20 protein-coding genes and 1 pseudogene are annotated in these 25,446 nt (G+C 57.8%); 12 read left to right on the top strand and 9 right to left on the bottom strand.

What is annotated here, in order from left to right:
• Positions 1-138 precede the first annotated feature (138 nt).
• The gene (locus tag ACR9YP_RS09085) at positions 139-984 is read left to right on the top strand and encodes a hypothetical protein (RefSeq protein ID WP_474219427.1); all 846 of its coding nucleotides are present in this window, start codon (positions 139-141) and stop codon (positions 982-984) included.
• Between the two features lie 26 nt (positions 985-1,010).
• Positions 1,011-2,360 (top strand): IS5 family transposase, encoded by a 1,350-nt coding sequence (locus tag ACR9YP_RS09090; RefSeq protein ID WP_474219428.1) that lies wholly within the window; start codon positions 1,011-1,013, stop codon positions 2,358-2,360.
• A gap of 175 nt (positions 2,361-2,535) precedes the next feature.
• Here the strand turns inward: ACR9YP_RS09090 and ACR9YP_RS09095 are convergent, their stop codons facing one another.
• The 5 genes from ACR9YP_RS09095 to ACR9YP_RS09115 form a co-directional block, all read right to left on the bottom strand.
• Complete coding sequence (locus ACR9YP_RS09095) at positions 2,536-4,065, bottom strand: Fic family protein (protein ID WP_474219429.1); 1,530 nt, start codon at positions 4,063-4,065, stop codon at positions 2,536-2,538.
• 1,152 nt (positions 4,066-5,217) lie between these two features.
• Positions 5,218-5,853 carry a PIN domain-containing protein gene (locus tag ACR9YP_RS09100; RefSeq protein WP_474219430.1) on the bottom strand — a complete coding sequence of 212 codons (636 nt, stop codon included), beginning with the start codon at positions 5,851-5,853 and terminating at the stop codon, positions 5,218-5,220.
• Positions 5,828-7,018 (bottom strand): ImmA/IrrE family metallo-endopeptidase, encoded by a 1,191-nt coding sequence (locus tag ACR9YP_RS09105; RefSeq protein WP_474219431.1) that lies wholly within the window; start codon positions 7,016-7,018, stop codon positions 5,828-5,830. Before ACR9YP_RS09105 ends, ACR9YP_RS09100 begins: the two co-directional genes overlap by 26 nt.
• Positions 7,002-8,387, bottom strand: coding sequence for a 7-cyano-7-deazaguanine synthase (locus ACR9YP_RS09110; protein ID WP_474219433.1), 1,386 nt, complete (start codon positions 8,385-8,387; stop codon positions 7,002-7,004). Before ACR9YP_RS09110 ends, ACR9YP_RS09105 begins: the two co-directional genes overlap by 17 nt.
• Positions 8,384-8,959 carry a hypothetical protein gene (locus tag ACR9YP_RS09115; RefSeq protein WP_474219434.1) on the bottom strand — a complete coding sequence of 192 codons (576 nt, stop codon included), beginning with the start codon at positions 8,957-8,959 and terminating at the stop codon, positions 8,384-8,386. The genes ACR9YP_RS09110 and ACR9YP_RS09115 overlap by 4 nt, the downstream gene beginning before the upstream one ends.
• A 205-nt stretch (positions 8,960-9,164) precedes the next feature.
• On the opposite strand from ACR9YP_RS09115, the gene ACR9YP_RS09120 reads away from it, so the two are divergent.
• Complete coding sequence (locus tag ACR9YP_RS09120) at positions 9,165-9,473, top strand: helix-turn-helix domain-containing protein (protein ID WP_474219436.1); 309 nt, start codon at positions 9,165-9,167, stop codon at positions 9,471-9,473.
• Positions 9,470-10,714 carry a type II toxin-antitoxin system HipA family toxin gene (locus ACR9YP_RS09125; RefSeq protein WP_474219437.1) on the top strand — a complete coding sequence of 415 codons (1,245 nt, stop codon included), beginning with the start codon at positions 9,470-9,472 and terminating at the stop codon, positions 10,712-10,714. Before ACR9YP_RS09120 ends, ACR9YP_RS09125 begins: the two co-directional genes overlap by 4 nt.
• 777 nt (positions 10,715-11,491) lie before the next feature.
• Here ACR9YP_RS09125 and ACR9YP_RS09130 read toward each other — a convergent pair.
• Entirely contained in the window at positions 11,492-12,049 is a 558-nt protein-coding gene (locus ACR9YP_RS09130; RefSeq protein WP_474219438.1) for a hypothetical protein, read from the bottom strand.
• Positions 12,050-12,930: 881 nt separating this feature from the next.
• On the opposite strand from ACR9YP_RS09130, the gene ACR9YP_RS09135 reads away from it, so the two are divergent.
• Positions 12,931-13,671: a class I SAM-dependent methyltransferase gene (locus tag ACR9YP_RS09135; RefSeq protein ID WP_474219439.1), complete on the top strand. Its 741-nt coding sequence runs from the start codon at positions 12,931-12,933 to the stop codon at positions 13,669-13,671.
• 832 nt (positions 13,672-14,503) lie between these two features.
• On the opposite strand, the gene ACR9YP_RS09140 is transcribed toward ACR9YP_RS09135, so the two are convergent.
• Entirely contained in the window at positions 14,504-14,896 is a 393-nt protein-coding gene (locus tag ACR9YP_RS09140) for an avidin/streptavidin family protein (protein WP_474219441.1), read from the bottom strand.
• 835 nt (positions 14,897-15,731) lie between these two features.
• Here ACR9YP_RS09140 and ACR9YP_RS09145 point away from each other — a divergent pair.
• From ACR9YP_RS09145 to ACR9YP_RS09160, 4 genes and pseudogenes are all read left to right on the top strand, one after another.
• Positions 15,732-16,106 (top strand): annotated as a pseudogene (locus tag ACR9YP_RS09145) (molybdopterin cofactor-binding domain-containing protein); the annotation flags it as partial.
• Between the two features lie 156 nt (positions 16,107-16,262).
• Entirely contained in the window at positions 16,263-17,981 is a 1,719-nt protein-coding gene (locus tag ACR9YP_RS09150; RefSeq protein ID WP_474219442.1) for a PQQ-dependent dehydrogenase, methanol/ethanol family, read from the top strand.
• Positions 17,982-18,043: 62 nt separating this feature from the next.
• On the top strand, positions 18,044-18,661 hold the full coding sequence (locus ACR9YP_RS09155) for a c-type cytochrome (RefSeq protein WP_474219443.1): 618 nt from the start codon (positions 18,044-18,046) through the stop codon (positions 18,659-18,661).
• Complete coding sequence (locus ACR9YP_RS09160) at positions 18,658-19,311, top strand: hypothetical protein (RefSeq protein ID WP_474219444.1); 654 nt, start codon at positions 18,658-18,660, stop codon at positions 19,309-19,311. Before ACR9YP_RS09155 ends, ACR9YP_RS09160 begins: the two co-directional genes overlap by 4 nt.
• A gap of 258 nt (positions 19,312-19,569) precedes the next feature.
• On the opposite strand, the gene ACR9YP_RS09165 is transcribed toward ACR9YP_RS09160, so the two are convergent.
• Together ACR9YP_RS09165 and ACR9YP_RS09170 are read right to left on the bottom strand one after the other, a co-directional pair.
• Positions 19,570-20,589: a LacI family DNA-binding transcriptional regulator gene (locus ACR9YP_RS09165; protein WP_474219445.1), complete on the bottom strand. Its 1,020-nt coding sequence runs from the start codon at positions 20,587-20,589 to the stop codon at positions 19,570-19,572.
• A gap of 267 nt (positions 20,590-20,856) precedes the next feature.
• The gene (locus tag ACR9YP_RS09170; protein ID WP_474219447.1) at positions 20,857-21,993 is read right to left on the bottom strand and encodes a LacI family DNA-binding transcriptional regulator; all 1,137 of its coding nucleotides are present in this window, start codon (positions 21,991-21,993) and stop codon (positions 20,857-20,859) included.
• Between the two features lie 178 nt (positions 21,994-22,171).
• On the opposite strand from ACR9YP_RS09170, the gene ACR9YP_RS09175 reads away from it, so the two are divergent.
• The 3 genes from ACR9YP_RS09175 to ACR9YP_RS09185 are packed head-to-tail and all read left to right on the top strand — an operon-like array spanning position 22,172 to position 25,376.
• Positions 22,172-23,767 carry an acyl CoA:acetate/3-ketoacid CoA transferase gene (locus ACR9YP_RS09175; RefSeq protein WP_474219448.1) on the top strand — a complete coding sequence of 532 codons (1,596 nt, stop codon included), beginning with the start codon at positions 22,172-22,174 and terminating at the stop codon, positions 23,765-23,767.
• A gap of 10 nt (positions 23,768-23,777) precedes the next feature.
• The gene (locus ACR9YP_RS09180; RefSeq protein WP_474219449.1) at positions 23,778-24,557 is read left to right on the top strand and encodes an enoyl-CoA hydratase/isomerase family protein; all 780 of its coding nucleotides are present in this window, start codon (positions 23,778-23,780) and stop codon (positions 24,555-24,557) included.
• A 33-nt stretch (positions 24,558-24,590) separates the two neighbouring features.
• Positions 24,591-25,376 (top strand): enoyl-CoA hydratase-related protein, encoded by a 786-nt coding sequence (locus ACR9YP_RS09185; protein WP_474219450.1) that lies wholly within the window; start codon positions 24,591-24,593, stop codon positions 25,374-25,376.
• The last annotated feature ends 70 nt before the right edge of the window (positions 25,377-25,446 follow it).

Genomic DNA, 25,446 nt, shown 5'->3' on the forward strand with positions numbered 1-25,446 from the left:
TGCATGCCGAGCACCCGGCTTCGCCAGTTGGGCTCGGCCGCGCGGACGACGACTACTACTTACTCTGATATGATTTTGGGGCCAGCTTTCGACGTCCGATTGCTGCGCTGACAATCATCAAAGCCAACCGGGGTTCATATGGATCAACAGCAAGAAGCTGCGTTCGTAACTGAATCTATTGCAACTTTTCTTCTTGCTGCGAGAGAGCAGGAGCTAGAAGCGCTTAGGGCTCGCGATCAGCTGGTCGTTATTTTGGACCGGCTGAATAAAGCGTTTGATGGTATTCCGGAGATTCCTATAGCGGGTCCGGCTCTTCCTCCCTTGCTTCTTTCGCAGGCACATAGCGCGTTCTTGGCGGCAGTGAGGATGAGCTTGGGAGGCCAGGTGCACGTGTCGTACGCGGTGCTTCGGTCTTGCATAGAAAGCGCGCTCTACGGACTGATAATGCGACACCGGCCGTTCACGCAACGCATTTGGGTCAATAGGCAGACTGATCGGGCTGCCTGTATCAGTGCCTTTACCCCAAAGGCTGCACTGACCATTTTGAAGGAGCTTGACGCTCCTCTTATGCAAGTATTGAAAGAGGCCTACAACGTCACGATCGATAAGGGCGCGCATCCAAATATGTTGTCGCTCGGGCAACATTTGGATTTCAGTGACTGGGACGACAAAAACGGGATCAAGAATACAATACTACTTCCGAATGACGATCTAGCGGTCGAGAGCGTACTCCATCTTTGCGTGGTTGTCGGGGCCGCCGTGGCATCCCTTTGCAGATACGTGATGCCTCAGCACGCCCCGGCTATGGAGGCCTATAGCGAAGCAATGGAAGTCATGCAGTCGGCCGTGAAGAACCTGCCAAGCCATTGGGCGGGAGTCGATTTTGGGAACGGAGCGAGGTTTGAGATTGCCAGCTTTTTGGGTTTGAAGGCCGGAAAGCCTGCAATTTCATTCTTTGCGATTTCCTCGAATCGCGGGTCGTGATTCTGTGGGTCGCATCGGAGGGGACGATGCGACCGAAGGAACGACGGGACAGCGGACAGGCCGATCTCCTGCGCTCACGGCTGGACGCGATCATCGACATGAACCATGCGCTGGTGAAGCTTTCGCGGACGATCGACTGGTCGTTCCTCGCGGAACGGTTCGGCGCGGTCTACGAGGACAAGCCGGGCCGGCCGCCGCTGCCGACGCGGCTGATGGCGGGATTGGCCATCCTCAAGCACACCTACGACCTGTCCGACGAAGTGCTGTGCGAGCGCTGGGTGGAGAACCCCTATTACCAGTTCTTCTGCGGCGAGGAGTTCTTCCAGCACCGCCTGGTGTTCGACCGCTCCTCGCTGACGCGCTGGCGCCAGCGCATGGGCGAGGAGAAGCTGCAGGCGCTGCTGCAGGAGAGCCTCTCGGTTGCCACCAAGACCAAGGCGATCAAGCCAAGTGACCTCAATCGCGTCATCGTCGACACCACGGTGCAGCCCAAGAACGTGATGTTCCCGACCGACGCGCGGCTTCTGAACCGCGCCCGCGAGATCCTGGTGCGGCTCGCAAAGGGAGCCGGCATCAAGCTGCGTCAATCCTATGGGCGGATCGGCAAGTTCGCGCTGATCAAGCACCAGCGCTATGCCCACGCCAAGCAGTTCAAGCGCGCCAATCGAGCCTTGAGGACGCTTAGAACCTATCTCGGACGCGTCATCCGCGACATTGGTCGCAAGCTCGAAGGCAATGTCGACTTGCTCCATCAGATCGCTCTCGACCGTATGCTGATACTGGCGCGACGGGTGCTTGACCAGAAGCAGCACCAACGTGGCCCAAAGGTCTATTCGCTGCACGCGCCGGAGGTGGAGTGCATCGGCAAGGGCAAGGCGCACCGGCCGTACGAGTTCGGGGTCAAGGTCTCCGTTGCCACCACGCTGGCGCACGCCAAAGGCGGCCAGTTCGTCGCCCATGTGAAGGCGCTGCCCGGCAACCCCTATGATGGCCATACGCTCAAGACCGTGATCCCGGACATGGAGGCACTCGTCGGCAACACCATCGAGCGCATCCTCGCTGACAAGGGCTACCGCGGCCACAATGCCGCGCCCGAATACAAGTTCAGGGTGTTCACGTCAGGCCAAAAGCGGCGGGTAATCCCGCAGATCAAACGCGAGCTGCGCCGCCGCTCCGCCGTCGAGCCGGTCATCGGCCATCTCAAATCCGAACATCGGATGGGCCGGAACTATCTTTGGCACCGCGAAGGAGATGCCACCAATGCCGTCCTCTCCGCCGCCGGCTACAACTTCCGGCGCCTCCTCCGCTGGCTGCAGCTCTTGTTGCGCCAAATCCTCGTCCAGCTCATCCTCCGACTTCAGCTCGTTCCGAACTGAAGTTCAGGTTCTTCACGGACGACCATGCAGCTGTACCTGAGCCGCGCGGATCATCAATGACTTCGCGCACCGTGCGGGCATCGATCCCAGCTCTTTGGCCAAGCCTATATCCTAAATTAATAGCCTCGGGACCGGTGACCTATTGCATAGGGTACACGCCTTGTCGGATGTACCGTCAGTGGCCAAACGATTCTACGTATAGTTGTTCAATCTTCGAAATCTCGTCCTGCGTCAGCGCAGCGAATTCATTCTCTCTCGCGCGCTTCGACAGCTTGCCCTGGTTTTGCCTGAGGAAGCCGAACAGATTGTTCAGCGTCCGCTCCGGCATGTCGATTATGTTCTCAATCCCGGCGCGGAACATGTCGAAGCTGAGAAGGAAGCTGGTTTCGTTCGGAAGATCGCGCTCGATCGTCTGACGCACGCAAGCGTACAGAAACTCGGCGTGCGGAGTTGCATCGAAAAACCGGTAGAAGTCGGCCGTATCGTCGAGAACCTTGACGTTGCCGCTTGGCGTCCCCTCCCACCGGATGCAGGGAAGTAGCCTGCCCGAATAGCTCTCAAGCACGCTCTTGTACTCGGCGATCCGATCGAGGATGGCCGAGGACACAGGAAAATGCACGCCGGCGGGGTTGAAGCCGCGCCGCGCGAGAACATGATGCATCAGATAGCGATGAATGCGCCCGTTGCCGTCCTCGAACGGGTGGATATACACGAAACCGAATGCGAGCACGGCCGCTGCGATAACGGGATCGAGATCGTTCTCCGCGCTATGGTCGAACGCGATCAGCCCCGCCATGAGCGAAGCGATGTCTTCATGGCGCGCGCTGATATGGTCCGGAATGGGGCGCTGCGTATCGCGGTCGTGCTCGCCGACGAAGCCGCCATCCTTGCGGAAGCCGAGCTTCACGAAACGCTCGTCCCCGATCACGATGCTCTGTAGGCGAAGAAACTCCTGCTCGTCTAGGGGGGCGCGGCCCGCTTCGCCAATGGCGCGGCCCCATCGCTGCACACGATCCTGTGGCGGCCTTTCGCCTTCGATCACATAGCTGGACTTTGAATCCTTCAGCAGAAGGAAGGCGGCAGTGCGGGCGAGCAGATCCTTCGGTACTTGGCTGACGACGGCGCGCGCGCGCTCCTTCCAGTCCTGCGCGATGAAGTCGTTCAGGGCAGGGGTCTTAAAGACGAGCGGACAAAATTCCGGCGTGCCGGGAAGATTGTTGCGGACGCGATGCCGGGCCGAGTTCTGTCCCGCGCCTCCGAACTGGATGTCGGTGTCGACAGCATCCACATACGAGACCTTGTCCGCGGCAGGCAGCTCCAGCTCGCGGCCGATCAGCCACTCGTACAAGAACCAGATGCGGCGCGTGTAGAGGCCGGTCGGCTTGTGCCGTACGAGCCGTGCGACGTCTCCTTCCGTGACGGCGAGGAAGAGCCGCTTCAGAACCGCGAGATCCAGGCCCTCGTACTTGAGGGCAAAGGTCAGGTGTCCCTCAAGAGAGGCCTCAGGCGCATGGCGTGGCGTATAGATGCGCCAGCAGTCCTGTTCGATGAGCCGGTGCTTGGTGCCGATCGCCGAAAGCGTCCTGGGAACCGGGACAGGCAGCGTGTAGGCGTGGATCAGGGCGGCGTAGCCTACCGGAACTGCCGTCTCGGGGAGCCGCCGGTCGTGAAAAACGCTCACCGACCCTGAAAATTCTGCGTTCAAGACGGGTTTCCTGAAAAATGATCTTGGTCCCCTGAATTTTCTTAGCAGAGACCCCTGCACATAGAATCTCAATCCTATATCCTGAAAAATGATCACTCAATATAATTTTTGCGAAAAATGTTCACCGTTGCTCCGATTGCCAATTTGGCATGGATCCCCAGCTATGGACCCGGCCACAGCTAATAGGGAATTGGGCGGCCGACTGGAACGCTATGTGGCGTTTGTGGGTCGACAAATCCCTAGAAATTGCGACGCAGAGATATAAGCAAAACGGAGAGGCATCGCCTATGCATCCTCTTCCTCAATGTCGGCTTCGAGCTCATCTTGGACGATGGCGGGGCGGCCCGATTCTGCCATGTCGGAAGATACCCTGCGCATTGGCTTACGCTGGGTGTTCGAACTCCGTCCGTCTGTTCAAATAGATGATCGTGCAATCGTTAGCCGAGCGGGTCGATGATAACTTCGATTCCCTCTCTCCGAGCCAGCTTTGCGGCCGGAACAAAATCGCTGCCTCCGACGATGAGCACTATTTGATCGACCAGCCGTTGGTACGAAAGGGCAGCCGCGCCGAAGCGGTGGCGATATCTCGCCGCCTAGACGTAATTCGCTAAAATCCTGTTGCTGGGGTGACACTCTTAATTGCGCAAATCTCCGCCGTCGGCCATTCGAGGCACGGACCTTGCCAACATCACCGTGAACGACGTGTTGGGGATTCTGTCGCCCATCTGGATGACGATCAACCGCACGGCCCGGGAATCGCGAGCCGGATTGAGCGCGTGCTTGATACCGCAGAGGCGAGGGGGGCTTCGGTCCGGCAGGAACCCCGCGATGTGGAAGACCTTGAAGCCGCTATTGCCGAAGTCGAAATGGTCGAAGCGCCATTATAAGGCCGCGCCCTACAAGGATGAAGAAGCGGCGGCAGTTGATGGACGCTTGGGGCCGATACGTGGCGAGCGGCTCCAACGTGATCCCACTAGCTCGTCGGGCGTCGGTTTAGCTCCAGAGGATGGCTTGCCGAGCAGTCGGCTTGCCCACTCGGCTCCGGTGCGGCAACCTTTACTCGCTTTCAGGTTCGTGGTCGTTCCTGTGCAAAACTCTCTGCGGTTAGACACGCATCGGCAATGTCGATCTCTAGATTCGCGATGCCGCAGATTACGCAGCGGCGCCCTTACATTGCGCATTGACAAATCGCTCACGATACCGGGGCAGGCAGGTGCAATCGCGTGAACGCTCCATACCTATGAGAGCGATGATGCTGTCTGCGCTCTCCGATGGAATTCGCATGTGACCATCGCGAAGAGCGAGATACAGCGCTTCGATGGCAGATTGATCGCCAAGCACAGCGGTGATTGTCGGATGACGGAAAAGATCTAACGACCAACCCGGCACTCGCTCTCTCATGAGCATGCCGGCACGGGTGCGCCCCCGTCGTTCATCAATAATCGGCAGTAGATGTCTAGCCGTAGCAACAGCAATGGTCGCGGCTTCGCCGTCATCTAGCGAAGGTGAGGTGGACGTGAGTTCGTGGAAAATCTTGTATTCGACCTCGGTCAGACTGGCGAGTGTCACGATTCCACCCACCACGAGAGCGCGGACAAAGCCGTACTCGCCATTCCTGCGACCCGTCTCGTGCTCCAGTTCTCCAGCCACGATCTCCGGAACGAGGATGTCGTTTGGGATGGCCGCTAGGATCCTCTCGCCATGCTTGCTAGCGTGTAGGTTGATCAGAACACTTGTGTCCAGAACTAGTGGATCCGCGATGTCAATCAGGAAGCTTGAGCAACTCATCCGTCTCTTTTTCCTCAAGCTCGATTTGGTCGATAATGCCGCGAAGCTCCACTCGGCCAACCTTCAGTAGCTCCGCCAGTTGCCCTTCCGACAAAAGGTCGCGCTTCCAGGCAGCATGTGCCATCAGGCTCAGACGGTTGGAGATGGGGCGGTCGGCGTCGCTCTTCGCTGGATCGCGGCGATCCGCCAATTCGCCGAGAACTTCCCGGACATGCTCATCGGTGATGCCGCCGTTGTTTTCGAACCAGGCCCAGGTGCCCTTCTTGGCAAGACCCAGCTCCTCAAGGCGGAGCCCGCACGCTTGCCGCGATATGTTATATTGCTGAGCGAGCAGAATAATCAGGCGCCGGGTCGTTTTTCCGGTGATCTCCTTCAGTCGCCGGAAGCTTTCTGAAAAGCTCTCGGCTGGCGTTAGAAATGCGCGGCCAAAGGCGTTGGCGTAGCGTTCATCGCGTGACAAGAATTTCTCATCCTCTTCGAGCACTTCCGGAGTTTGGCGCGTGCCATAGAAGTGTCCGAGCTCATGCGCCGCTGACTGGATGCGCCGCGGCAATGGATGGTTAGCGTTGAGAAAAATACAGGCGCCGACGTTTTCATCATAGGTGAAGAGACCCGCAACCTTCGAACCGGACGAGAGACGGCGCTGATATAGTCGGATGCCCAGACCTAGTTCGATGACCGAGAAGATGTCGGCAATCGGTCCCGGGCCAAGACCCAGCCAATCACGCAATTCCTTGGCATGTTTCTCGGCCAAGGCAAGAACGTCGCCCTCGTTGATGCCACGGTCAGGGGGGTACTTTCGTTGCCGGTGAATGCCGAGAATATTTTCCATTTCAGCGTCGGCCTTGATAAGATCGTTAAGTAGCTGAATAGCTTCGGTGGTGTGCGTGTCTTCGGTGTCCCGCAACTTACGGAAGCGAGGCATCAGATCGGTATGCACTGCTTCTCGGCGAAGAAGCCCGTTGACCGAGAGGCCGTAGTGTCGGGCGAGCATCTGGAGTTCTTGGACGCGCACGCGGCGCACGCCCTTCTCGATAGATACCAGCGTTGGGCGAGACACGCCGATGACTTGGGCCGCGTCATCCTGGCGTATTTCCGCGGTCTCCCGTGCTATCCGCAGGCGGCGCCCGATTTCCTGTGCGCTCAGCTCATTCAGATCGGTCATAGCGCCCTCCATCCATCCAGCTCTTCAAAAAGCTTTGTTCTCCTTGCGCTGACACAAAAGCGCGCCATTCCGCAGCGTGCGTTACCAGCATCATCCTCAGTCTATTCAGAGTCTCCTCGTAGCTTTTGCCTAAGGCGGCCGCGATTTGCGAGGCATGAACGCGAAGGTCGTCATCGGGCAAGCCGCTCATATCCGCGAGATGCTGAAGGTGGCGCGCACCGACGCTTCCGTACTCGACCATAATGTTTCGATCAGCCTTGCTGCGTATAACCGATAGAGCCTCGCGCGCGTCAGAGGCGGTAAGGTCAGACACGACATACGCACCGGGCGATTCGCTGATGTCAGCGGCGTGCAGGCTAAGACGTCTCAGAAGGCAGGCAGCGCACAGACCACACTGCTTCCTGCCGCCTACATTAACGACACGGCGGGTTTGCCAACAGGAATGGGTACTCGTCAGATTTTGTCTGGACTTTCCGTCAATATTCAGAAAAGCGCGCAACGTCTGGCCTTTCGTCGACCACAGGCGTGGCTGCTCAAACCGGATGCTGTGGCCCAGCACAGCCTTGATGAATCGCTCCATATTTCGGAAGAGCGTCGGATGATTGCGATAGTCGGCATAGATGTTGTGCAGCGGCAACAGCACCGGCCCAAGCGCTCCCTGGCCGCTCTCCGGAACCACGATTCGAGACACGCCTGAGAGCTGAGCGGCAATCGCCGTTACAGCCGCAAACTGAAATCCGCGCGAGCGGAAGCTGCTCTCGTTGGCCCGATATCCCTTCACCTTGAACGGAACTTGGGTGAAGTAACTGTCTCCATTCTTCCGGCGCTGGTGATTGCCGGCGACCCGAATGCACAACGCCTCGCTTTCGTCGCCACTGAGAGCCGAGACGGCCCGGGAGTCCAAACCATCGCTGTAAGCGATCGCGAAGGTTTTGGTCTTGCCGAAGTCCAAAGATATCTGCCGAGATCCGATGGGCGAGTGATTATTCGCCCGAACGAAGGTAAATCGCCACATATCGCCGGTCAGGTGATTCAAAACGTCGTGCAGGCTCTTCTTAACCTCCGGCTTCTGCCAGCTCTCGAAATCAATGACGGGAACAGTCACGTCCAACGTGCGCCGCCAACCCAAGGGACGTTTCCAGCGCCGATCCGCGAACTCGACTGCGGCGCAGAGAACCAGCATGTCGTAGTGCAGTGGCCCGCATCCCTTCACGTCGAAGCTATCCAGCGCTGCCGCATCAAAACGAATATGTCGACCGACCTCCGCAATCTCAGTGCCCTTCGCGAGTGGACGGCCTGGCTTCTGCTCCTTCTCGACGATCAATAGGCGTTTGTCGGACGTCCGTGCTTTTTTCCGATTGGTGTTCACTCTTCGGGTCCCTCATCTACGCCGGCTTTCTTGCGAAGCGATTCGCTAAAGGCGCGCTTGTTGCCGGTAGCCAGAGCCTCGCACAGCTCGCCGGGCTTGATCGCGGCAAAGGCATTGCGGTTCCGCTCGATGCCTTTGCGGTAATCTTCGCTACTCATGTCGCCAAGGTCGCGGGCGCGGATGCACTCTTCGTCGAGCCTGTTCTTGGTGATGCCGATCCATTCTCGTGCGGTGCTATTCAGCGCCTGATCGAGTGCCTGCTCGGGAAGTATTCGATCACGCATGTTAGCAATCAAATGCCTCTGTAAGGAATCCGTCAGAGGCGACCTTGGATGGCTCTCGAAGATCGTCTCGGTCAACGTCACGGGGTCCAAGTCCATTTGACGATGCTCGGCATGCGCCTTGAGTTCAGCGAAAAGGGGAATGAATGCCTTCATGTCCACGTCGCCAATCATGCTGTGGCAAGCCATCATCGTGCGCTCGTCCGCGCTCGCCGCGTCGCTGACCAATTCCTGTCCGTACCGCTTCCAGCGGTTGCTCAGCGCCGCATTTCTGAACGGTCCATCCGTCATCACAGCCTCCATTCGTCGGATATTTTGCATTTGATTCTGACAAAGTCAATTTTTATATGAAAAAAGCTGACAATGGCGCAATCTGCGACCAAAAGATACGTTTACGAATCATTTTGAAGCAGAAGATCTGGCTACGTTTCTTATTGACGTGGAATATTGATATGTCTACGGATCATTTAAGCCGACAATGATCCGAGAACGTAACATGCCCACGAACCCGCTGCTCAAAGAGCTCGGCTCGCATTTTCGAAAGGCGCGTATGGCAGCTGGTTTGTCCCAGGAGCAGATCGCTCTTCGGGCGAACATCACCAGACCCCGGTATCGCGACATTGAAACGGGCGCCGCTGCTGCGCGCGCAACGACACTCGTCAATGTCGCTCGGGCCCTTGGAATGGAGATGATGTTGATTCCACAGGCGATGGTCCCGGCTATTCAGTCGATGCTGCAGGCCGCCGCTGAAGATGATGATCGCCCCGCCTTCACGTCAGACGTCGAAGAGGAGGAAGGATCATGAATCGGGCTGTCCTCGCGGCTGAACGGATCCAATCCCTCGATATTTCATTGAACGATCTTGCCGTCGGCACGCTCGTCCGAACGCCGGGTGACTACAACGCGTTCAATCTTTTACCCGCTTATCGGAGCATGAGTGACCCGCCAATCTTCAGCCTGTCGCTTCGCTCAGCGGATGGCGGCCTCCGCCGGGATCCCAAACCTATACGCGGCGCGCTGCCGCCGTTCTTTGCGAACCTGCTGCCCGAAGAGAAACTCCGCGAAGCGATGGAAAAACACCACGCGGCGTCAGTAAGACCCGGAAATGACTTCGATCTGTTGGCTGCGCTGGGTACCAACCTGCCAGGGGCGGTACGCGCCCTACCAAGTGACGCTATTCCCGTTCCAGCCGATCCGGAGAACGAGGGTAAGAAGAAGGCGCGCTTCTCGCTTGCCGGTGTCCAAATGAAGCTTTCCGTTATGAAAAATTCCGGAAAGGAAGGGAGGATCACGCTTGCCGTTGACGACGAGCAAGAGCAATACATTGCGAAATTTCCTTCCCTCACGCACATCGGGCTCTCAGAAAACGAATTCGCAATCCTGGCCTTGGCGGAAGCCCTCGGGATGGAAGTGCCGGACCGCGAACTCGTCGACAAGTTGGAGTTCGCTGGCATTCCGGAAGAATTCAACACCACGTCCACGGGCAAGGTGCTGCTCGTCCGCCGCTTCGACCGCGGCGCTGACGGTGCGCGTGTGCATATGGAGGACTTTGCGCAAGTCTTCGGCCGCTATCCGTCCGAGAAATACACTGGCGCAGCGTATCACAATATCGCCGCAGCGTTGACCAGCGGCGTCTCCTTCGATTCAGCAATTGAATTTGTTCGGCGCCTCGCGCTCACCGCGATCACCGGAAACGGGGATATGCATCTCAAGAATTGGTCGCTGCTCTATCCCGGTGATGGCCGAACGCCAACGCTATCGCCCGTCTACGACGTGCTTTCAACAATTCCCTACATCCCGAAAGACGGACTAGCCCTTAGCCTCGCCGGCGAAAAGTCGTTCAAGGCGCTGACTCCAGAGCGCTGGCGCAATTTCGCAAACCGCAGCCGTCTTCCCGAAGGGGCCGTTATAACAGCCGTGGCCGAGACTGCGGCGGCCGTGCGAGACAAGTGGTTGGTTCTTCCAGAACGCGACGTCGTGCCTGAGCAGGTCCTCACCCGGATCGACGCCCACATCGACGAGATGGCAAACGTTCTCAACCCGTAAATCCCAAGCCGCAGAATCAGAAATATGAACTTATGAATCCAGAGTGATTGGCGGACTTACGCTTTGATCCGCATGTTCGGACTCGAATCCAGACCTCGCGTGAGGTCCGAAAAAGGGCGAGAAGCGCCCTTAGGCGGACCACCCGACGATCACGGCATCGGTGGCTTCGACGGAGCATGAGATGACGAGCGACAGTCGGCCGCTAATCGTTACTGGCTTCACCTACGTGATCCGACTTCACTCGTCGGGAGACGGTATAGATATCGCCGAAGTTTGCGTGCCGAGCCACTGGCTTCGCCCTGTGGATGCCGCGTCGCGCCCTTAATTAAACTTGCGAACGAACCGCTATCGCAGACCTCGGATGATTGATCGAGAAGTCGGGTAAGCTCAGGGAATTGGCGCGCAATGGCCGGCATTCAGAACCAGGGTTAGGTTGCCTAAAAAACGCAGCAGCTCAAGTATCTCAGTCCCATAGTCGTTTGCGTCTTCTTCGCCGCAAGGCGGCGAGCGGCCGGTGATAGTGCCGGAAAAATGCGGTTAGTTATTAGTAACAGCAGGAATAGTGCGCTCGATTCAAATAGTAATCTATGCGTTGGCCGGCAAGCGGCGACGGCAGCGAGTGCTGCTCTCACTCTGTGATGTAATCGAGAGCGTTGCATGCCCAATCACGACCTTATCTCGGGAAGTCTCCTGACACTGACTGCGGCTGGCATTGCGCTGCTTTGCTCTAGCCTGCTCGCCTTTGCCTTAATCTAAAGCCAACATACTGACTGCCTTTCACGCTGCAGAAAATGATTGGCGCTCGGCTATGCAGCAGAGCCTCATGGAAGCAGGCAGATCATCTGGAACTGCAAGAGTTGTTCGATTGTCCCTCGTGAGCCGGTTGCAATGAAGAGATACTATTTTGATGTCCGCGACGGCAGCCAATTCATCCGTGATGACGAAGGTGTAGAGCTGCCGGACATCGAGTTTGCGCGGCAGGAGGCGACCGCCGCGCTTTCGGAGATAGCCCGCGAATGGGGCAGAGGCAGGCCGCAGCATCGAATGGCAGTTGAAGTTCGCGATGATTGTGGCCCAATCTTGGTGACAAGCTTTAGCTTCGTGATCGAACAGCGCGACGCGATAGTCCTCGGTTAGAATCGAAATGCAATTTCGGACGCCAATTGACAGTTGAATTCGCGGATCTATAAGCGCGCCCATGCAACCAGCGCCCATCCCAGAGGTCAGCTGATTGGGCGGCTGAAAGTTGGCCCGAATCCCGGACAGTTCCTTTCGATTGGTCAGTTCGAGAGCCAGGGCGGACATTAAAATTGCCACACTCGATGCTGACATCATGCAGTTCGCCCGGAACGAGCGGGAGCTCGAGTTATTTCATTTTATCTATTCGTCCAGCCAGCTGATGGTTACACCTGTGCTGCCTGAGAAGGGCCGCGATATTCGATCACCCGGCTGATCTAGGAATTCTGCTTCTGAAAGACACTCCGTGGAAACCATTCTGTCGGAGAAGGGCGATTTACAGGCGGCACGGACCGCTGGCACTCATCGGCTCGCGCGCCAAGCTGATGCTGCATTGGACTGACCGGATCGATGGCTTTGTCGATCCCAACAAAACCTGTCGTTCTCAAAGTCCGCACAGTTTCCAACAGAAGATACGGGTGATGGGTGAGCGGGATAGTAAGGCGCTGGTCGGCCTGCCGCTCGAGCTCTTCCACGTGGGCAGAGAATAGGCCGAAATCCTCCCGCGCTGGCGGCGCGCTCGGCCCCGCCATCGCGGACCATTGCGGATGATGTGGATTACACGTCCGGTCGTCCACGCGCGGGACGCCACACGAATTTGGGGTAATATGGCTCAATGCGCTTGTGCTGAGCCTTTGTGAGCCAGAATTTATCAGACATCGGCAGGTTCTCCTTCCGCACCTGATCACGATGCGACATAAGATGGAATCCTGCCCTGCCAAAGCGGCTGTGTGGATAAAAAGCAGCCATCACGGCAATGCCGCGAGCTTGACTCCGCCTGAGGATTCGTCGAGATATTGGCCATGGTTGAGAAGGACATTCATATTGTCGCCCGGTTGGCCGGCATCCCCAAGGCGGGGTGCCGGGATGTCGACCACGCAAACTGAACACGCGGATCGCCAACCCTGGCCTCGCCCCTCGCGGACGAGGTCTTTCGGCCTGCAAACGTGCCTCGTCCTCCCTTCATGGAGGAGATGAACATGGCACAAAACATCTACGACAATCCTGATTTCTTCGCTGGCTACAGTCAATTGCCCCGACAGGTGCACGGGCTGGACGGCGCACCGGAATGGCCGGCGGTCCGGGCCATGCTGCCCGAACTGCCCGGCAAACGCGTTGCCGATCTGGGCTGTGGCTTCGGCTGGGCTTCGCGCTGGATGAGAATCCAAGGGGCGGCCTCGGTGCTCGGACTCGATCTCTCGCAGAACATGATCGCGCGCGCCAAGGCCGATACCTCTGACCCGGCCATCGAATACAAGATCGCAGACCTCGAGACGCTGGAACTGCCCGAGGCAGCTTTCGACCTCGTCTACAGCTCCCTGACATTTCATTACATTCGAGATTTCGGGCGCTTTGCGCGCATGATCAACAATGCGCTGGTTCTCGGAGGAGATCTGGTCTTCACGATCGAGCATCCGATCTTCATGGCGGCAGCGCATCCGCATTGGGTTGCCGATGAAGATGGTCGCATGACCTGGCCGGTCAATGGCTATTCGGTCGAGGGCGAACGCCGGACGGATTGGTTCGCCAAGGGCGTGGTGAAGTACCACCGGACTCTCGGCACGACGCTCAACACGTTGATCGGTGTGGGCTTCGAGTTGCGCCGGGTCGAGGAATTCGCCCCGGTGCGCGAACAGATTGAGCAGTTGCCCGAACTGGCCGAAGAGCTGGAGCGGCCAATGATGCTCCTGGTCTCGGCGCGAAAGGCAGAGGCGTGTTAATAGTCGCGCCTCGCGTGCCACATAATTCGGGCGGCTCGCGATTGACTACTACCTCAAGGTCGATGGCCACTATGGACGAGCAGCAGTCATCCGACGCTTTCACTCAGTTTATGGGTCCTGACCCCGGCTTCGCAGAATGATTAGGCCGACCGACCTTGCTCCATCGGTTGCTTCCGGCGGCGATGCCTGCGACTCTTCTCAGTCGTTTTGTCGAGCGCTCGCCCCTGAGTGGCCGGTAAGGCCGCCTGCTCCAGCGAAGCTAGACTAGAAAGGCCCGGCCCCCGCCGTTATGATCCACTGCCCGGATTCTCGCGCTGCCAGCTTCTGTCCGAAAATATCGAGATCTGGCGCCCGCTCTGCCAATCGCTTCATACGAGCCGTCCACTCCGGACCGCTGGTGTAGAACACCGCCAGGTAATCCTTCAGGACGGCGAGACTAGCTCGGCCTTCCGGTTGGCCGGCGAGAATCTTTAGTATCGAGAGCTGAAAACTCACATCCGCCAACAAAGACACCAACACGAACGCCGCGCATGCTAGCGGCACCTGCTTGACCCCGCGCTCTGGCTTCAAAAAACCTGAAAAGTAATGCTAATGCACGGTTCGTCCCGCAATTTGGACGCAAGGTTAGACTGTCCCTTTCGGATCTGGGGAGGGGCCTTTTGATGCCTATTCCAGGGCCGTTCCGGCAGCGCTTGCGGGCTGTCAAGCACCGAACTTGACTGATCCTGGACGGCCCATAGCTTTGCAAAACAGATCTTTCACGGCTCAAAGCGAGCCACGCCAAAACTTGCGCGAGTGAGTTTTCAAAGGTCGCAATCAAGAAGAGTGAAAACTACCATACGCGCGTGAATGTATCGGCGCCCTTCAACTTGCCAGGCTTGCCGTTCTTATCAACGTAGAACAGCGTCCACGACGTCGGCATTTGAGACCCGTTGGTTTTTCCAACCCAACGAGTGAAGGAATTGCACCGGGCAAAAGTAACAACAAAATACAAGCCGGTTGGACTGACGGCGCCCGATGCAGGATAAGGAATGCCCTGGCACGCAAATCCTTGAGCATGGTTCGTGAAAGTACCTTGTATTGCCCCGCCATTTGCGGACCAAACAAACAGTTCCGAACCCCGTTCATTCTTCCAATATGACGGAGCGGGAAGCCCCTGCGCCATGGCCTCGCCGGAAAGGAAGAAGAATTGGGCGAGCAGCAAAAGTGACAGAAATCTCTTCATATGGAAGCCCCAACAGAGTTCGCTTAAAATCAGTAACTTAGATCATGTACTTTGGTACATCTCCAGGTTACTTTCGCTGCTCTTTTCCCCGTTTCGGCAACGAAATGAAGCGCATATGCGTGAGATCGCGCCGGATCGCGGCAGCGCCGGAGAGCGTCGAGCCCCGGCCAGCGCCTGTCTCCCCGCATCGGCTCGCTTGGGTGGCCGAGCGGCGAGCGGATGTTCGCTTATTCTGATGCGAGGCGCGCTGACCATGACCACCATTGTCGGCGGGGTGCGGAGAGCACGAACAATTGCCCACAGCTATCTCGACTCGGGGAATCCGCGCCAGGGACGTCCGTTCCAGTACTTGCCAGCATGCCCCACAGCAGCACCTTCGTTCTGCCGTCGATTGAGGCCGCTTTCACTCCGCTTCGCCGAAGATGGCTGAGAAACGCCGAGTGGCACCTCCCGAGGCCCACGACTTCCTGCCTAAATTAGGAATCACACCGGTCGTGACGACAACCAGTCGATATGTCGCCGACTCAATCGCGATCCGGACTATTTGATCCGTTCAAGGAAGCTGTGGTTTCCAAGTCGACGTCCGACGGGACACCGGTCAATCAGGAGCGCCCGGATCCAGGGACGCTCGACGTCGTGCCGCGCGAAACCTAGGGCTCCATGAAAATCGTCGGGCCGTGAATCATCGACGAAATGAATGCCGCTACGCTGCTTGATGGATTTTGATCAGCACGAAAAAGGATTTCAAACAGCGGCTTCGGTATCACCTAAGCTTGGCGGTTTCGATCTTCGAATAATCGCAAATTGATTGAAGACGTAAATGGGAGGGGATGACGTGGATGCCCACGGAAAGCTGATCACCCCGCACGTGGAGACCGCGATCGACTGCGGCTTTGCCGCCAAGCCCGAGCGGATTCGATCTCAGATTGAGGGGGCGGCGGTCATGGGACTCGGCAATTTCATCGGTGAGATATCGTTCGCCAAGGGCCGCGCCGAGCAGAGTAACTTTGATAGTTATCCTGTGGCCCGCATCGACAATTCACCGATAAACGTGCGTGTTCACATCGTTCCGAATGGTTCTGATGTGCCTGCAGGCGGTGTCGGAGAGCCAGGAGTGCCGCCTTTTTTGCCGGCGCTCTGCAACGCGATCTTCGCCGCCACGGGCAAACGCATTGGATCGCTTCCAGCAGGCGATCAGATCCGCGTCTAGACGATTGAAGTCAATGTCGATCGCCGAGTGCGGCGATCGAGCGCGAGAAAAATCACTATAACAATTGGTCACTTGAGGAGTGAAGGGATGTCCAAGGTAAGCAGGACAAGAGTGGGAGTGTGGGAGACCCTCAGCACGGTCGTAGGGATTGGCCTAATGGCGGGCCTCCTCGGGAGTGCGGCGGCTGCTTCCGATGATACGACGGATAAGCGGCTTCTCAATGCAACTCAGGAAACGAGCAACTGGCTGCATCACCACCGCGACTACACCGCGCAACGCTACTCGCCGCTGAACCAGATCAATCGCACCACGGTCAAGAGGCTGCACGTTGCCTGGACGATGGCTTTGGGCGGTATTGAGGGAGGCGGTATTTGGAGCCATGGCGGTCTCGAAGGGACTCCGATTGTCGAGAACGGATTCATGTATGTCACCGACGGATGGGGATCTGTCTACAAAATCGATCTCCACGGCGGGAACGGGACTCTGGTCTGGAAAATGGATCCGAAGACCGACCACGACTGGGGCGGCGCGATCGCCTGCTGCGGCGTTAACAATCGAGGCGCGGCACTTTGGGGCAATTTTGTAATCTCTCATACCCTCGATGGCCGATTGGTGGCGACCAATAAGGACGACGGCAAAGTGGCTTGGGAGCGCAAGGTAGCCGATCCCGACAAGGGCGAAGTGATCACCGGCGCGCCGTTGATCGTCAAGAATATGGCTATTACCGGTACGGCCGGTGCCGAGTACGGGATCCGAGGTTGGATTGCTGCCACCGACTTGACGTCTCAAAAAGAAGTGTGGCGAACCTATACGATTCCAGCCAAGGGCGAACCAGGCAACGACACCTGGAAGGACGATCACGATGCCTGGAAGACCGGTGGGGGATCTACCTGGGTGACCGGATCATACGATCCCGAGGCTCACCTGATCTACTGGGGCGTCGGCAATCCAGGGCCGGATTTTGATACCGAATACCGCCGGGGCGACAATCTGTACACGGACAGTACCCTTGCGCTCGATCCCGACACAGGCAAGGTCAAATGGCACTTTCAGCACACACCGAATGATCCGTTCGACTATGATAGTGTTGCGGAAAGAGTGCTGGTTGAGCTCCCTGTCAAGGGAAGTTCGCGCAAGGTGGTTCTCGAGGCTGATCGCAATGGGTTCGGTTACGCCCTCGACCGCACCGATGGCTCTTTCCTCTGGGCAACGCCTTTCGTGAAGAAGGTGACGTGGACCAAGGGCATCAACCCCGAAAGCGGCAAGCCGATCGAGTATGACCCCAGCAAGCCGGTGCAGACCTATGAACCGCAGGTAACGCTCAACCGGAAGAACGCGCATGTCACCGTTTGTCCCGGACATAACGGGGGCAAGAACTGGCCACCGACCGCGTACAATCCCGATCTGAAGACCTGGTACATCCCCGTCATCGAGAGCTGTGACGAGTTGGACAACAAGGAGACGAAGCCTGGCGATTGGAAGGCTCGTGAATTCTTCACAGGCGGCGGCCCGGTCGTGAAGATGCCGATAACAGGAAGCGTAACCGCCATCGACGCTACGACCGGTAAGGTCACTGGCAAGTATGAGACTAAGTATCCAATGCTGGGTGGGCTGCTCGCCACGCCGGAGCTGGTGTTCGCTGGGCATCCGTCTGGAGAGCTCTACGCGCTTGATGCCAAGACGCTAAACAAAGTGTGGGAGTTCAATACGGGCGGCGGCGTGAACGCTCCCCCCATGACGTTCTCCGTCGACGGAAAGCAATATATCGCGATCCTCGTGGGCCTGGGCGGCGCCTGGGACAAGTGGAACCTCGATTCCACAAAAGGCCTGGAGAAAGTCCCCCCAGGCTCCATGCTTTACGTTTTTGCGTTGTGATCCGCTGTTTGGCGAGGTGGAGCGCATGCGCGCCCCGCCTCGTCGATTTTCAAGAGGCAAGAATGGAGTTGAAGGTTGTGCGCCTGAAACTAGGGGCTACGTGCGCGCTACGGGTTGGCGTATTCGGCTTGATCGCAAGTGGCGGCTTGGCTCTTCCCGCGACACAAGACCCGGCGCGCGGCGAAGGCGGAACACCCGTGCAGGGGCAGGCCATCAACGGCGCGCACCGTACGCTTGATGAAGGGCAGCGCGTCTACGAAAAGGCAAATTGCGTCGGCTGCCACAAATGGCATGGCGACGGTGGTGGCGGCTATGGTGGTGCAGCGCTGTCGTTGCGAGCGACGCAGCTCACGCGCGATCAAATCGTCGAAGTCGTTCATTGCGGTCGGCCTGGAACGGGAATGCCGCATTTTGATCGCGACGCCTATAAGGACTACCGCTGCTATTCGGGCGTCACGGCTCAGGATCTGGGCAAAGACCTGCCTCCGGATGCGGCTACATTTCTCCGGCCGAACGAGATCGAGAAGGTGGTCGATTATGTTCTGAACCACATCAAAGGCAAGCGGTCGACAAGCTACCAAGACTGCATTGACTTCTTCGGAGAGGGCTCGAGGGCCTGTGAAGTTTACAAGAACACCTCGATTAATTCGCAGGGCCCTGGGATGGGAGAGAAGCGATGACTCGTCGAACATCGCCTTGGGCGCTGCCGCTTTTGCTTCTCTTGGCCACTTGCGGTGTTGCCAACGCACGCCAACCGACTGACTTGCGCGACCTGAGTCTTGGGATGTCAGTCGCTAACATTCCGCACGCAGAGTATATCGACCTTGCTTGTGCCGACAAGGAGGGAGCCAGGCTGGCAGGCTGGCACGACTTTCGGACATGCCTTGCTGATGAAACGGGATTGCGCGGTATCTCGTTTCGTTTCAACGACGACGTCAATCCGTTGGCGGCCGTGAATGACAAGTATGAGGGTACGAGGCTCGGTGGCCATCCCGTACTGCTGAGAGGACTCGTCGACAGCAGCGGCGTGTTGAAAGGTATTCGGATCGACACAGATCCGAACGCGCGTCCCTTCTGGCGGAAGAAGGCCTATCTTTTGGCCCTCTTAGTGAGAGCCCGGTATGGGGAGGCGGGGTGGACGTGCCGAGCGGCGGAGCCCCATGAGGGCGACACGCCGGTGGGTGGCGTGCTCATCAAGGAACACTGCGAGAAGCGCTCAGAGCGGCGTCACTTGGTTTTGGATCGGGAAGTCTATCGCCGCGCCGGTCAGCCTCTTTCGGACTTTGTCAATGCGACGCACGTCATTCTCGAACAGACGGTGGACCGCTGAGCGAGCATTGCCACGCACGGTCAAAGGATGCTGGAGCGTACCGCGTCCTTTCACCAACGGATCCGCTGGCAGGCCGGCCTCGTCTGCTTCCTCCCTCGACTCAAGGCCGCTGTTGGACAGGTCCAGCAGCGGCCTCTTTTTTTTACCTCAAGCTCCCTGGCGGAGGATAAGCGAGTCTCGGCTGATGATAGTCCGGCTCGTGGCTGATGACCTTGCTCTGTCGTTTCCACTTCTTTCATTGCGAAGCGGATTTTGGGCTCAGATACTGGTCGAGAGATTCTGCGCGGTGATGGTAAGAAACTGGACGGGAGCGTTGCTCACCTCGACATCGATGAGATCAAGACGGCGAAGGACTGTATAAAGCGAGCGGCGCGCCTGGATTTCCGGCACCCCATCGATGCAGATGTCCATCAAGCCGGATCGCAGACATTTTGCAGTACTGTGAGTGAGCGCGTGTCCGATCCAGAATACCTTCGCAGGATGAGCCTTCAAGGCGGACGCGATTCCCTCTCTTCCCGCGCCCACGCTGTAGAGCCCGATGACGGAATCATCGTCACGTAACGCTTCCGTCAGCCTTTCTGCTGAAAACACGTTGTCATCATGGCCGAAAATGATGCGATAGAAATCATGGTCTCCATTCGTGTGCTGCGCTAGATAGTCGGAGAAGCCGCGTATGCGCTCTCTGTGGGCCCGGTAGGCTCCGCTATGGCACATCGCGATCAAAGTCCCGCGACATCCCCGTAGCATAAGCGACATGAAGTAGGCGGCGGTCCTTCCCGCCGCGTAGTTGTCGATGCCGATATAGGGCACATCCTCTCCGGCGCTGCCCGTCAGCATCTGTACGACTTCGACGCCCGACATACGGGCTTCTCGGATGCTTTCCGTAATCTCAGGATGGTCCGGCGCCAGAACGATGAGGCCGGAGCGTCGCACCGGAGGCCTGGCGATGTGTCGAGCGAGGGCAGCAATATCGTCCTCGCAAAAGAACGTCCGGTGCACCAAGATAGCAGGGTCCAAGGAAGCCGAGATCCGCTGGAAGGTAGCGTTGAGGTCCGCATAGAAAACCTCGGCCTCAGGCTGAACGAGAAGGACCTCGATGCGAATGATGCCACGGTGAGGCCTCAAACGCCGATCACCATATTTCAGCTTCTTTGCGGCCTTGATGACGCGTTCGGCAAGCTCTGTTCTCACGCCGCCGCGGTCGTTCAGAACCCGCTCGACCGTTGCAGTGCCAACATTCGCCTCGCGCGCGATGTCTCTGATCGTCGGACCACTCAATGCCTGCCTCCGGCGTGGCTTTATCAACAAGGAATGAAGGTGTAACTAGCGGTTTCGGTATCTCTCTCCATCAAGCATTTGCAGTCGCAAAGCATAGAGGACTGCTCAGTTATCTCAGAAGCGCCATCGATCGGATGTTAGCTTCGGGGCCCCCGAAGTCTCTTTTGCGAGCAGCCTGTGTCTGACCTTCAGATCTGTCGGGCTCGCCCCACGTGAGCCCGATGGCTGGAAGGGGGGCGTGAGGCCCGTTCTCAGCCTCGGCATTCTTCAATGCGGATTTCTCGCAGGCGCAGTTGACTCTCGAACGATCAGCCGCGTTTCGAGCTCGACTCTGGCGTGGATGTCCAGTGAACTTTGATCCGCCAAAAAATAGTTGGCTGCTTGTTCGCCCATCAATCGAGCCGGGACATCAATCGTCGTAAGCGCAGGAGTGAGATAGTCGGCAATATCGAGATTATCGAAGCCAATCATCGATATATCTTGAGGGACGCGTAATCCTGCATCCCTGCAGCCGCGCAACGCTCCGACGGCAAGCACGTCGCTCCCGCAAAAGATCGCCGTTACATTTCTATTTTGGTTGAAGATGAGTTTAGCTGCGGCTCGACCACGGCTGAAGTCGTAGGGCGATTCCACTACAACGACGCCGGATCGGTCGATCCCACGACGTTCTGCCGCGGCCAAAAAGCCCTCAAGGCGGCCAGATGCACGTTCGTTCTCCCGCGTTATCCCGGCAATGACTGCAAGGTTCTTGTGGCCGAGGTCCGCAAGGTAGTTTGCTGCCAAAGCCCCGCCACTGCGATTGTCAAACCCCATGCTGGGAATCGATAGATCATCCGAAAGGGTGTAGGTAACGGCGAATCTGACCTTGCGTTCGCGCAGCAGCTTGAGAGTTTCCTTGCGATGGGTCGTGCCGACGAGAACAATGCCGTCGACGCCTTTTTCAATAAGATTGCGCACTTCGCGAATCTCTCGGTCTAGATCGTATCCTGTCGCAGAGTAGATCAGCGAGGCGCCCGCGGGCGCCAGTCGGCTCTCCAGCCCTTCCAGCATTCGGGTGAAGATCGCGCTGTCGAGTGTCGGAACGATCAAGCCAATCAATCGGGAGCGCGACGATCTCAGCGCGCGTGCCGATCCGTTGGGAACGTAGCCGAGTTCATCGACGATCCTGAGAATGCGCTCTCTCAAATCGATCGCGACGCTTTCCGGGCGATTCAACACACGCGAAACTGTCGCGATAGAGCATCCCGCCTGCTGAGCTATCTCGACGACCGTCGGTGATTGTCTGCCTTGCTCGGCGCGAACCGTTTTCATTATCGACATGAGCTCATTTCTTCTATTCGCCCGCGCCGCGCGCGGTATCACGACGCTGAAATCGTTACCACGATACACGGTTCGCTTGCGCATGGCAATGCTAGGAAAGCAACGTAATATCAAGTAGTTATGCTGACGGGCCATTTATTCGAAAAGTTTTCACTTGCAACGGCGCCAGATTTATGGAAACGTTTTCAGATCGCGAGGGCATTCGATGCTGGTGCGGGGCGGTCAAAGGTGAAGAAGTCTGCCATCGGGCAGTGGAGAAAGCATGCAAGCGAAGAACAAACGAACCGGCGTAGTACCGGTTATTACGGCAAGGCAGGCGGTATCGCTGATCTCCGATGGTGATTGCGTCTATTTCGGTGGTTCGGCCGGAGTTGCGATTCCCGAGCTCATCATTGACGCGCTTCGGGACGTTTATTCCGAGGAGCAATCCCCTAAGAATTTGATGCTGGTTGGTACTGTTGCCATTGGCGATTGGGCGACGACTGGATTCAATAAGTTGGCAGCTCCGGGGCTCGTGCGCCGAGTTGTCGCGAGCGGGCTAAACAACTGCCCCGCGCTTGGGCGGCGAGCGCTGGCCAATGAGATTGAAGCATACACCCTTCCGCAGGGAGTACTAGCTCAGCTCGCCCGCGAAAATGCGGCAGGGAGGCCCGGCGTGGTCACGAAGGTCGGGCTGCGGACGTTCGCCGATCCTCGCATTGGCGGCTGCAGGCAAAGCGAGTGCAGCAAGGAGGACATGGTTGCTGTCGTTGACATCCAAGGAGAGGAGCATCTGCTCTATAAGACATTCCCAATCCAAGTCGCGATCCTGAGAGGCAGCATCGCGGACGAGAAGGGAAACATTTCGCTCGAGGACGAGGCGTATGTCGGCGAAAGCATGTCGATCGCGGCTGCCACGCGCCGCTCGGGTGGAATAGTGATTGTCCAGGTGAAGCGAGTAGCTGCATCCAATACGCTGAACCAACGAGAAGTGAGAATACCTGGAGTTTTGGTCGATTACCTTGTTGTTGATCCCCATCAGCGACAGACCTATGCCACTGAGTACAGCCCAGCCTATGCGGGAAAAATGCGCGTGCCCGATGGTAGAATCGCGCCGTTGCCGTTTGATGTCAGAAAAGTCATCGCGCGTCGCGCGGCCCTCGAGTTGACGCCCGGAGCGACTGTCAACATTGGCTATGGTATTTCGAACGGAATTGCGGTCGTCGCCGCCGAAGAGGGAATATATCGCTCAGTTACATTGACGGCTGAACAGGGGGTGATCGGCGGCATTCCTGCGCCCGGACAGGATGCCGGCGCCGGTACGAACTACGACATGATAGCGCCGCAGCCGGATCAGTTCGATTTTTACGATGGCGGCGGCTTGGATATCGCATTCCTGTCTTCCGCTGAAGTCGATCGACACGGCAACGTCAATGTGAGCCGCTTCGGCGACAAAATCATAGGGCCCGGCGGCTTTATAAACATCAGTCAAGGTGCACGAAAAGTCGTTTTCTCCGGCACTCTCACGGCGGTCGGGCTGAAGGCAGTCCCGGAGGGCGGTTCTCTTGGTATTGCGAGCGAGGGAACAGTCAAAAAGTGGGTAAAGGACGTCTGCCAAATCACCTTCAGTGGCGCTTTTGCAAGGCAGCGCCGGCAAGAAGTCGTATTCATTACTGAGCGAGCCGTATTCAAGCTTACCCCGAACGGGCTGATGCTGACCGAAGTAGCGCCTGGCATATCGGTCGAAAAGCACGTGCTGCCCAATATTGAATTCGACGTCATCGTCTCGCCCGACCTGAAGCTGATGGATGCAAGGATATTCAGCGATGAGCCGATGAACTTGGCAGCGAACTTCCACGCCGACGTCGGACACGCTTAGGGGAGGCGACGTGAGGTTCGTTTCGAGAGAGTACGAAGAGAAGGTTGAGATCCTGGCGATGAATAGGCCGGAGCGACGCAACGCTCTTGGCGAAGACATTCTGAAAGATCTCGTCGAATCGGTGCGCCGGGCGGCCGACGATAAAGACGTCAACGTCATCTTGCTCGCCGGAAATGGCCCTGGTTTCTCAGCCGGGGCAGACCTCAAGGATTTTTCAGCGGGCGACATTGACAACACCTCTGACCTCAATCGCCGACTGAGCGCATTTGTCCGCTCTCTCGCTTTGATCAGAAAGCCCGTGGTCTGTGCTGTCGATGGGTTTGCCTTGGGCGGCGGCTTCATGCTCGCAGCCTCATGCGACGTCGTCGTAACGGCCCCCGTGACGCGCTGGCATTTGCCGGAGGTCTCGCTTGGTTGGTTGCCGGGCTTTGGGCTCGACACTTTAGCTGCACGCGTTGGACCATTTGCGGCTCGCTCCTTGAGCTGGAGCCCGACAGCGATCGACGGCGTGGAAGCCCATAGATTGGGGCTGGCTGACATTCTGTCGCCTCCCACTGAAACTGCTCGTGGAGCGGCGCTCCGCTATGCGAAAGGCCTAGCGGCGATGCCGCCTCACGCCGTGCTGACCACCAAACAATTTTTCTCCACTTCAATAACCGCGAGGGCCGAGGTCATGGATGAGTTGGCAAACCGGTACTTTGCTCAGGATATCCTTCACGAGACGGCACGAGCCAATATGCAGCGCTTTCTTCCGAAGAAGACCGCCGGCGCTTCGCTTCGGAGTACATAAAAGTCCCTTCTCGCGTTGCTTTCAAGGAAGAATATGAACAACGGCACGGAATCCCTCATCGTTGTCGAGCGTCATGAGCCAGCCATACTCCTGCTGCGGCTCAATCGCCCAGCACGACGAAATGCACTGAGTGCGGCCTTGCTAGGTCAGCTTGCCGATGCGCTTCGCGCGGCTCGTTCCGATGAGGCTGTCCGATGCGTAGTTCTAAGTGGGGATGAGCGGGCCTTCTCCGCTGGTGCTGATATCAAAGAAATGCAGCAGCACGGCTTCCAGGCACTGAGCGATCCAATACGCCAGGATGCATGGGATGTCATCGCCGGTTTCCCCAAGCCGCTCATTGCCGCTGTTCGAGGCCTGTGCCTGGGCGGCGGCCTCGAGCTCGCTATGCTTGCTGACATCTTGCTCGTGGCAGACGACAGCGTACTCGCGCAACCGGAAATCACGATCGGCATCATGCCCGGCGATGGCGCTACGCAGCGTTTGACACGCGCTGTTGGCAAATCGCTCGCCATGCAAATGATATTGACCGGTGAGCCAATCAGCGCGCGACAGGCCGTGGTTGCGGGGCTCGCATCCGAAATGCTGCCGGCGTCCGAGTTGCTCGGACGCGCGCTCGCGATAGCGCGTGTCATCTCCGATCGCGCGCCGATCGCCGCCCGGTTAGCCAAGGAATCGATACAGGCAGCCTACGAAACACCGCTGTCGGCCGGCTTGGCGATTGAGCGGCGCGCGATCCGATATGCGTTCACCACCCATGATCAAAAGGAGGGCATGGCTGCCTTCGCCGAAAAACGGCCGCCAGTATTCGCCGGACGTTGACGGGGTGGTGCAGAGCTCAGATCGCCCCATGACTTAGCGGTCGTCCGCGAGACACTCGCGGGGCTGCTCG

Source organism: Bradyrhizobium sp. BR14999 (assembly GCF_056106085.1).

Excerpts from the sequence above, each read along its gene's own strand:
- ACR9YP_RS09085 (WP_474219427.1), top strand. The coding sequence starts at position 139 with ATGGATCAACAGCAAGAAGCTGCGTTCGTAACTGAATCTATTGCAACT.
- ACR9YP_RS09090 (WP_474219428.1), top strand. The coding sequence starts at position 1,011 with ATGCGACCGAAGGAACGACGGGACAGCGGACAGGCCGATCTCCTGCGC.
- ACR9YP_RS09100 (WP_474219430.1), bottom strand. The coding sequence starts at position 5,853 with ATGAGTTGCTCAAGCTTCCTGATTGACATCGCGGATCCACTAGTTCTG.
- ACR9YP_RS09105 (WP_474219431.1), bottom strand. The coding sequence starts at position 7,018 with ATGACCGATCTGAATGAGCTGAGCGCACAGGAAATCGGGCGCCGCCTG.
- ACR9YP_RS09115 (WP_474219434.1), bottom strand. The coding sequence starts at position 8,959 with ATGACGGATGGACCGTTCAGAAATGCGGCGCTGAGCAACCGCTGGAAG.
- ACR9YP_RS09120 (WP_474219436.1), top strand. The coding sequence starts at position 9,165 with ATGCCCACGAACCCGCTGCTCAAAGAGCTCGGCTCGCATTTTCGAAAG.
- ACR9YP_RS09125 (WP_474219437.1), top strand. The coding sequence starts at position 9,470 with ATGAATCGGGCTGTCCTCGCGGCTGAACGGATCCAATCCCTCGATATT.
- ACR9YP_RS09130 (WP_474219438.1), bottom strand. The coding sequence starts at position 12,049 with ATGATGTCAGCATCGAGTGTGGCAATTTTAATGTCCGCCCTGGCTCTC.
- ACR9YP_RS09135 (WP_474219439.1), top strand. The coding sequence starts at position 12,931 with ATGGCACAAAACATCTACGACAATCCTGATTTCTTCGCTGGCTACAGT.
- ACR9YP_RS09140 (WP_474219441.1), bottom strand. The coding sequence starts at position 14,896 with ATGAAGAGATTTCTGTCACTTTTGCTGCTCGCCCAATTCTTCTTCCTT.
- ACR9YP_RS09150 (WP_474219442.1), top strand. The coding sequence starts at position 16,263 with ATGGCGGGCCTCCTCGGGAGTGCGGCGGCTGCTTCCGATGATACGACG.
- ACR9YP_RS09155 (WP_474219443.1), top strand. The coding sequence starts at position 18,044 with ATGGAGTTGAAGGTTGTGCGCCTGAAACTAGGGGCTACGTGCGCGCTA.
- ACR9YP_RS09160 (WP_474219444.1), top strand. The coding sequence starts at position 18,658 with ATGACTCGTCGAACATCGCCTTGGGCGCTGCCGCTTTTGCTTCTCTTG.
- ACR9YP_RS09170 (WP_474219447.1), bottom strand. The coding sequence starts at position 21,993 with ATGCGCAAGCGAACCGTGTATCGTGGTAACGATTTCAGCGTCGTGATA.
- ACR9YP_RS09175 (WP_474219448.1), top strand. The coding sequence starts at position 22,172 with ATGCAAGCGAAGAACAAACGAACCGGCGTAGTACCGGTTATTACGGCA.
- ACR9YP_RS09185 (WP_474219450.1), top strand. The coding sequence starts at position 24,591 with ATGAACAACGGCACGGAATCCCTCATCGTTGTCGAGCGTCATGAGCCA.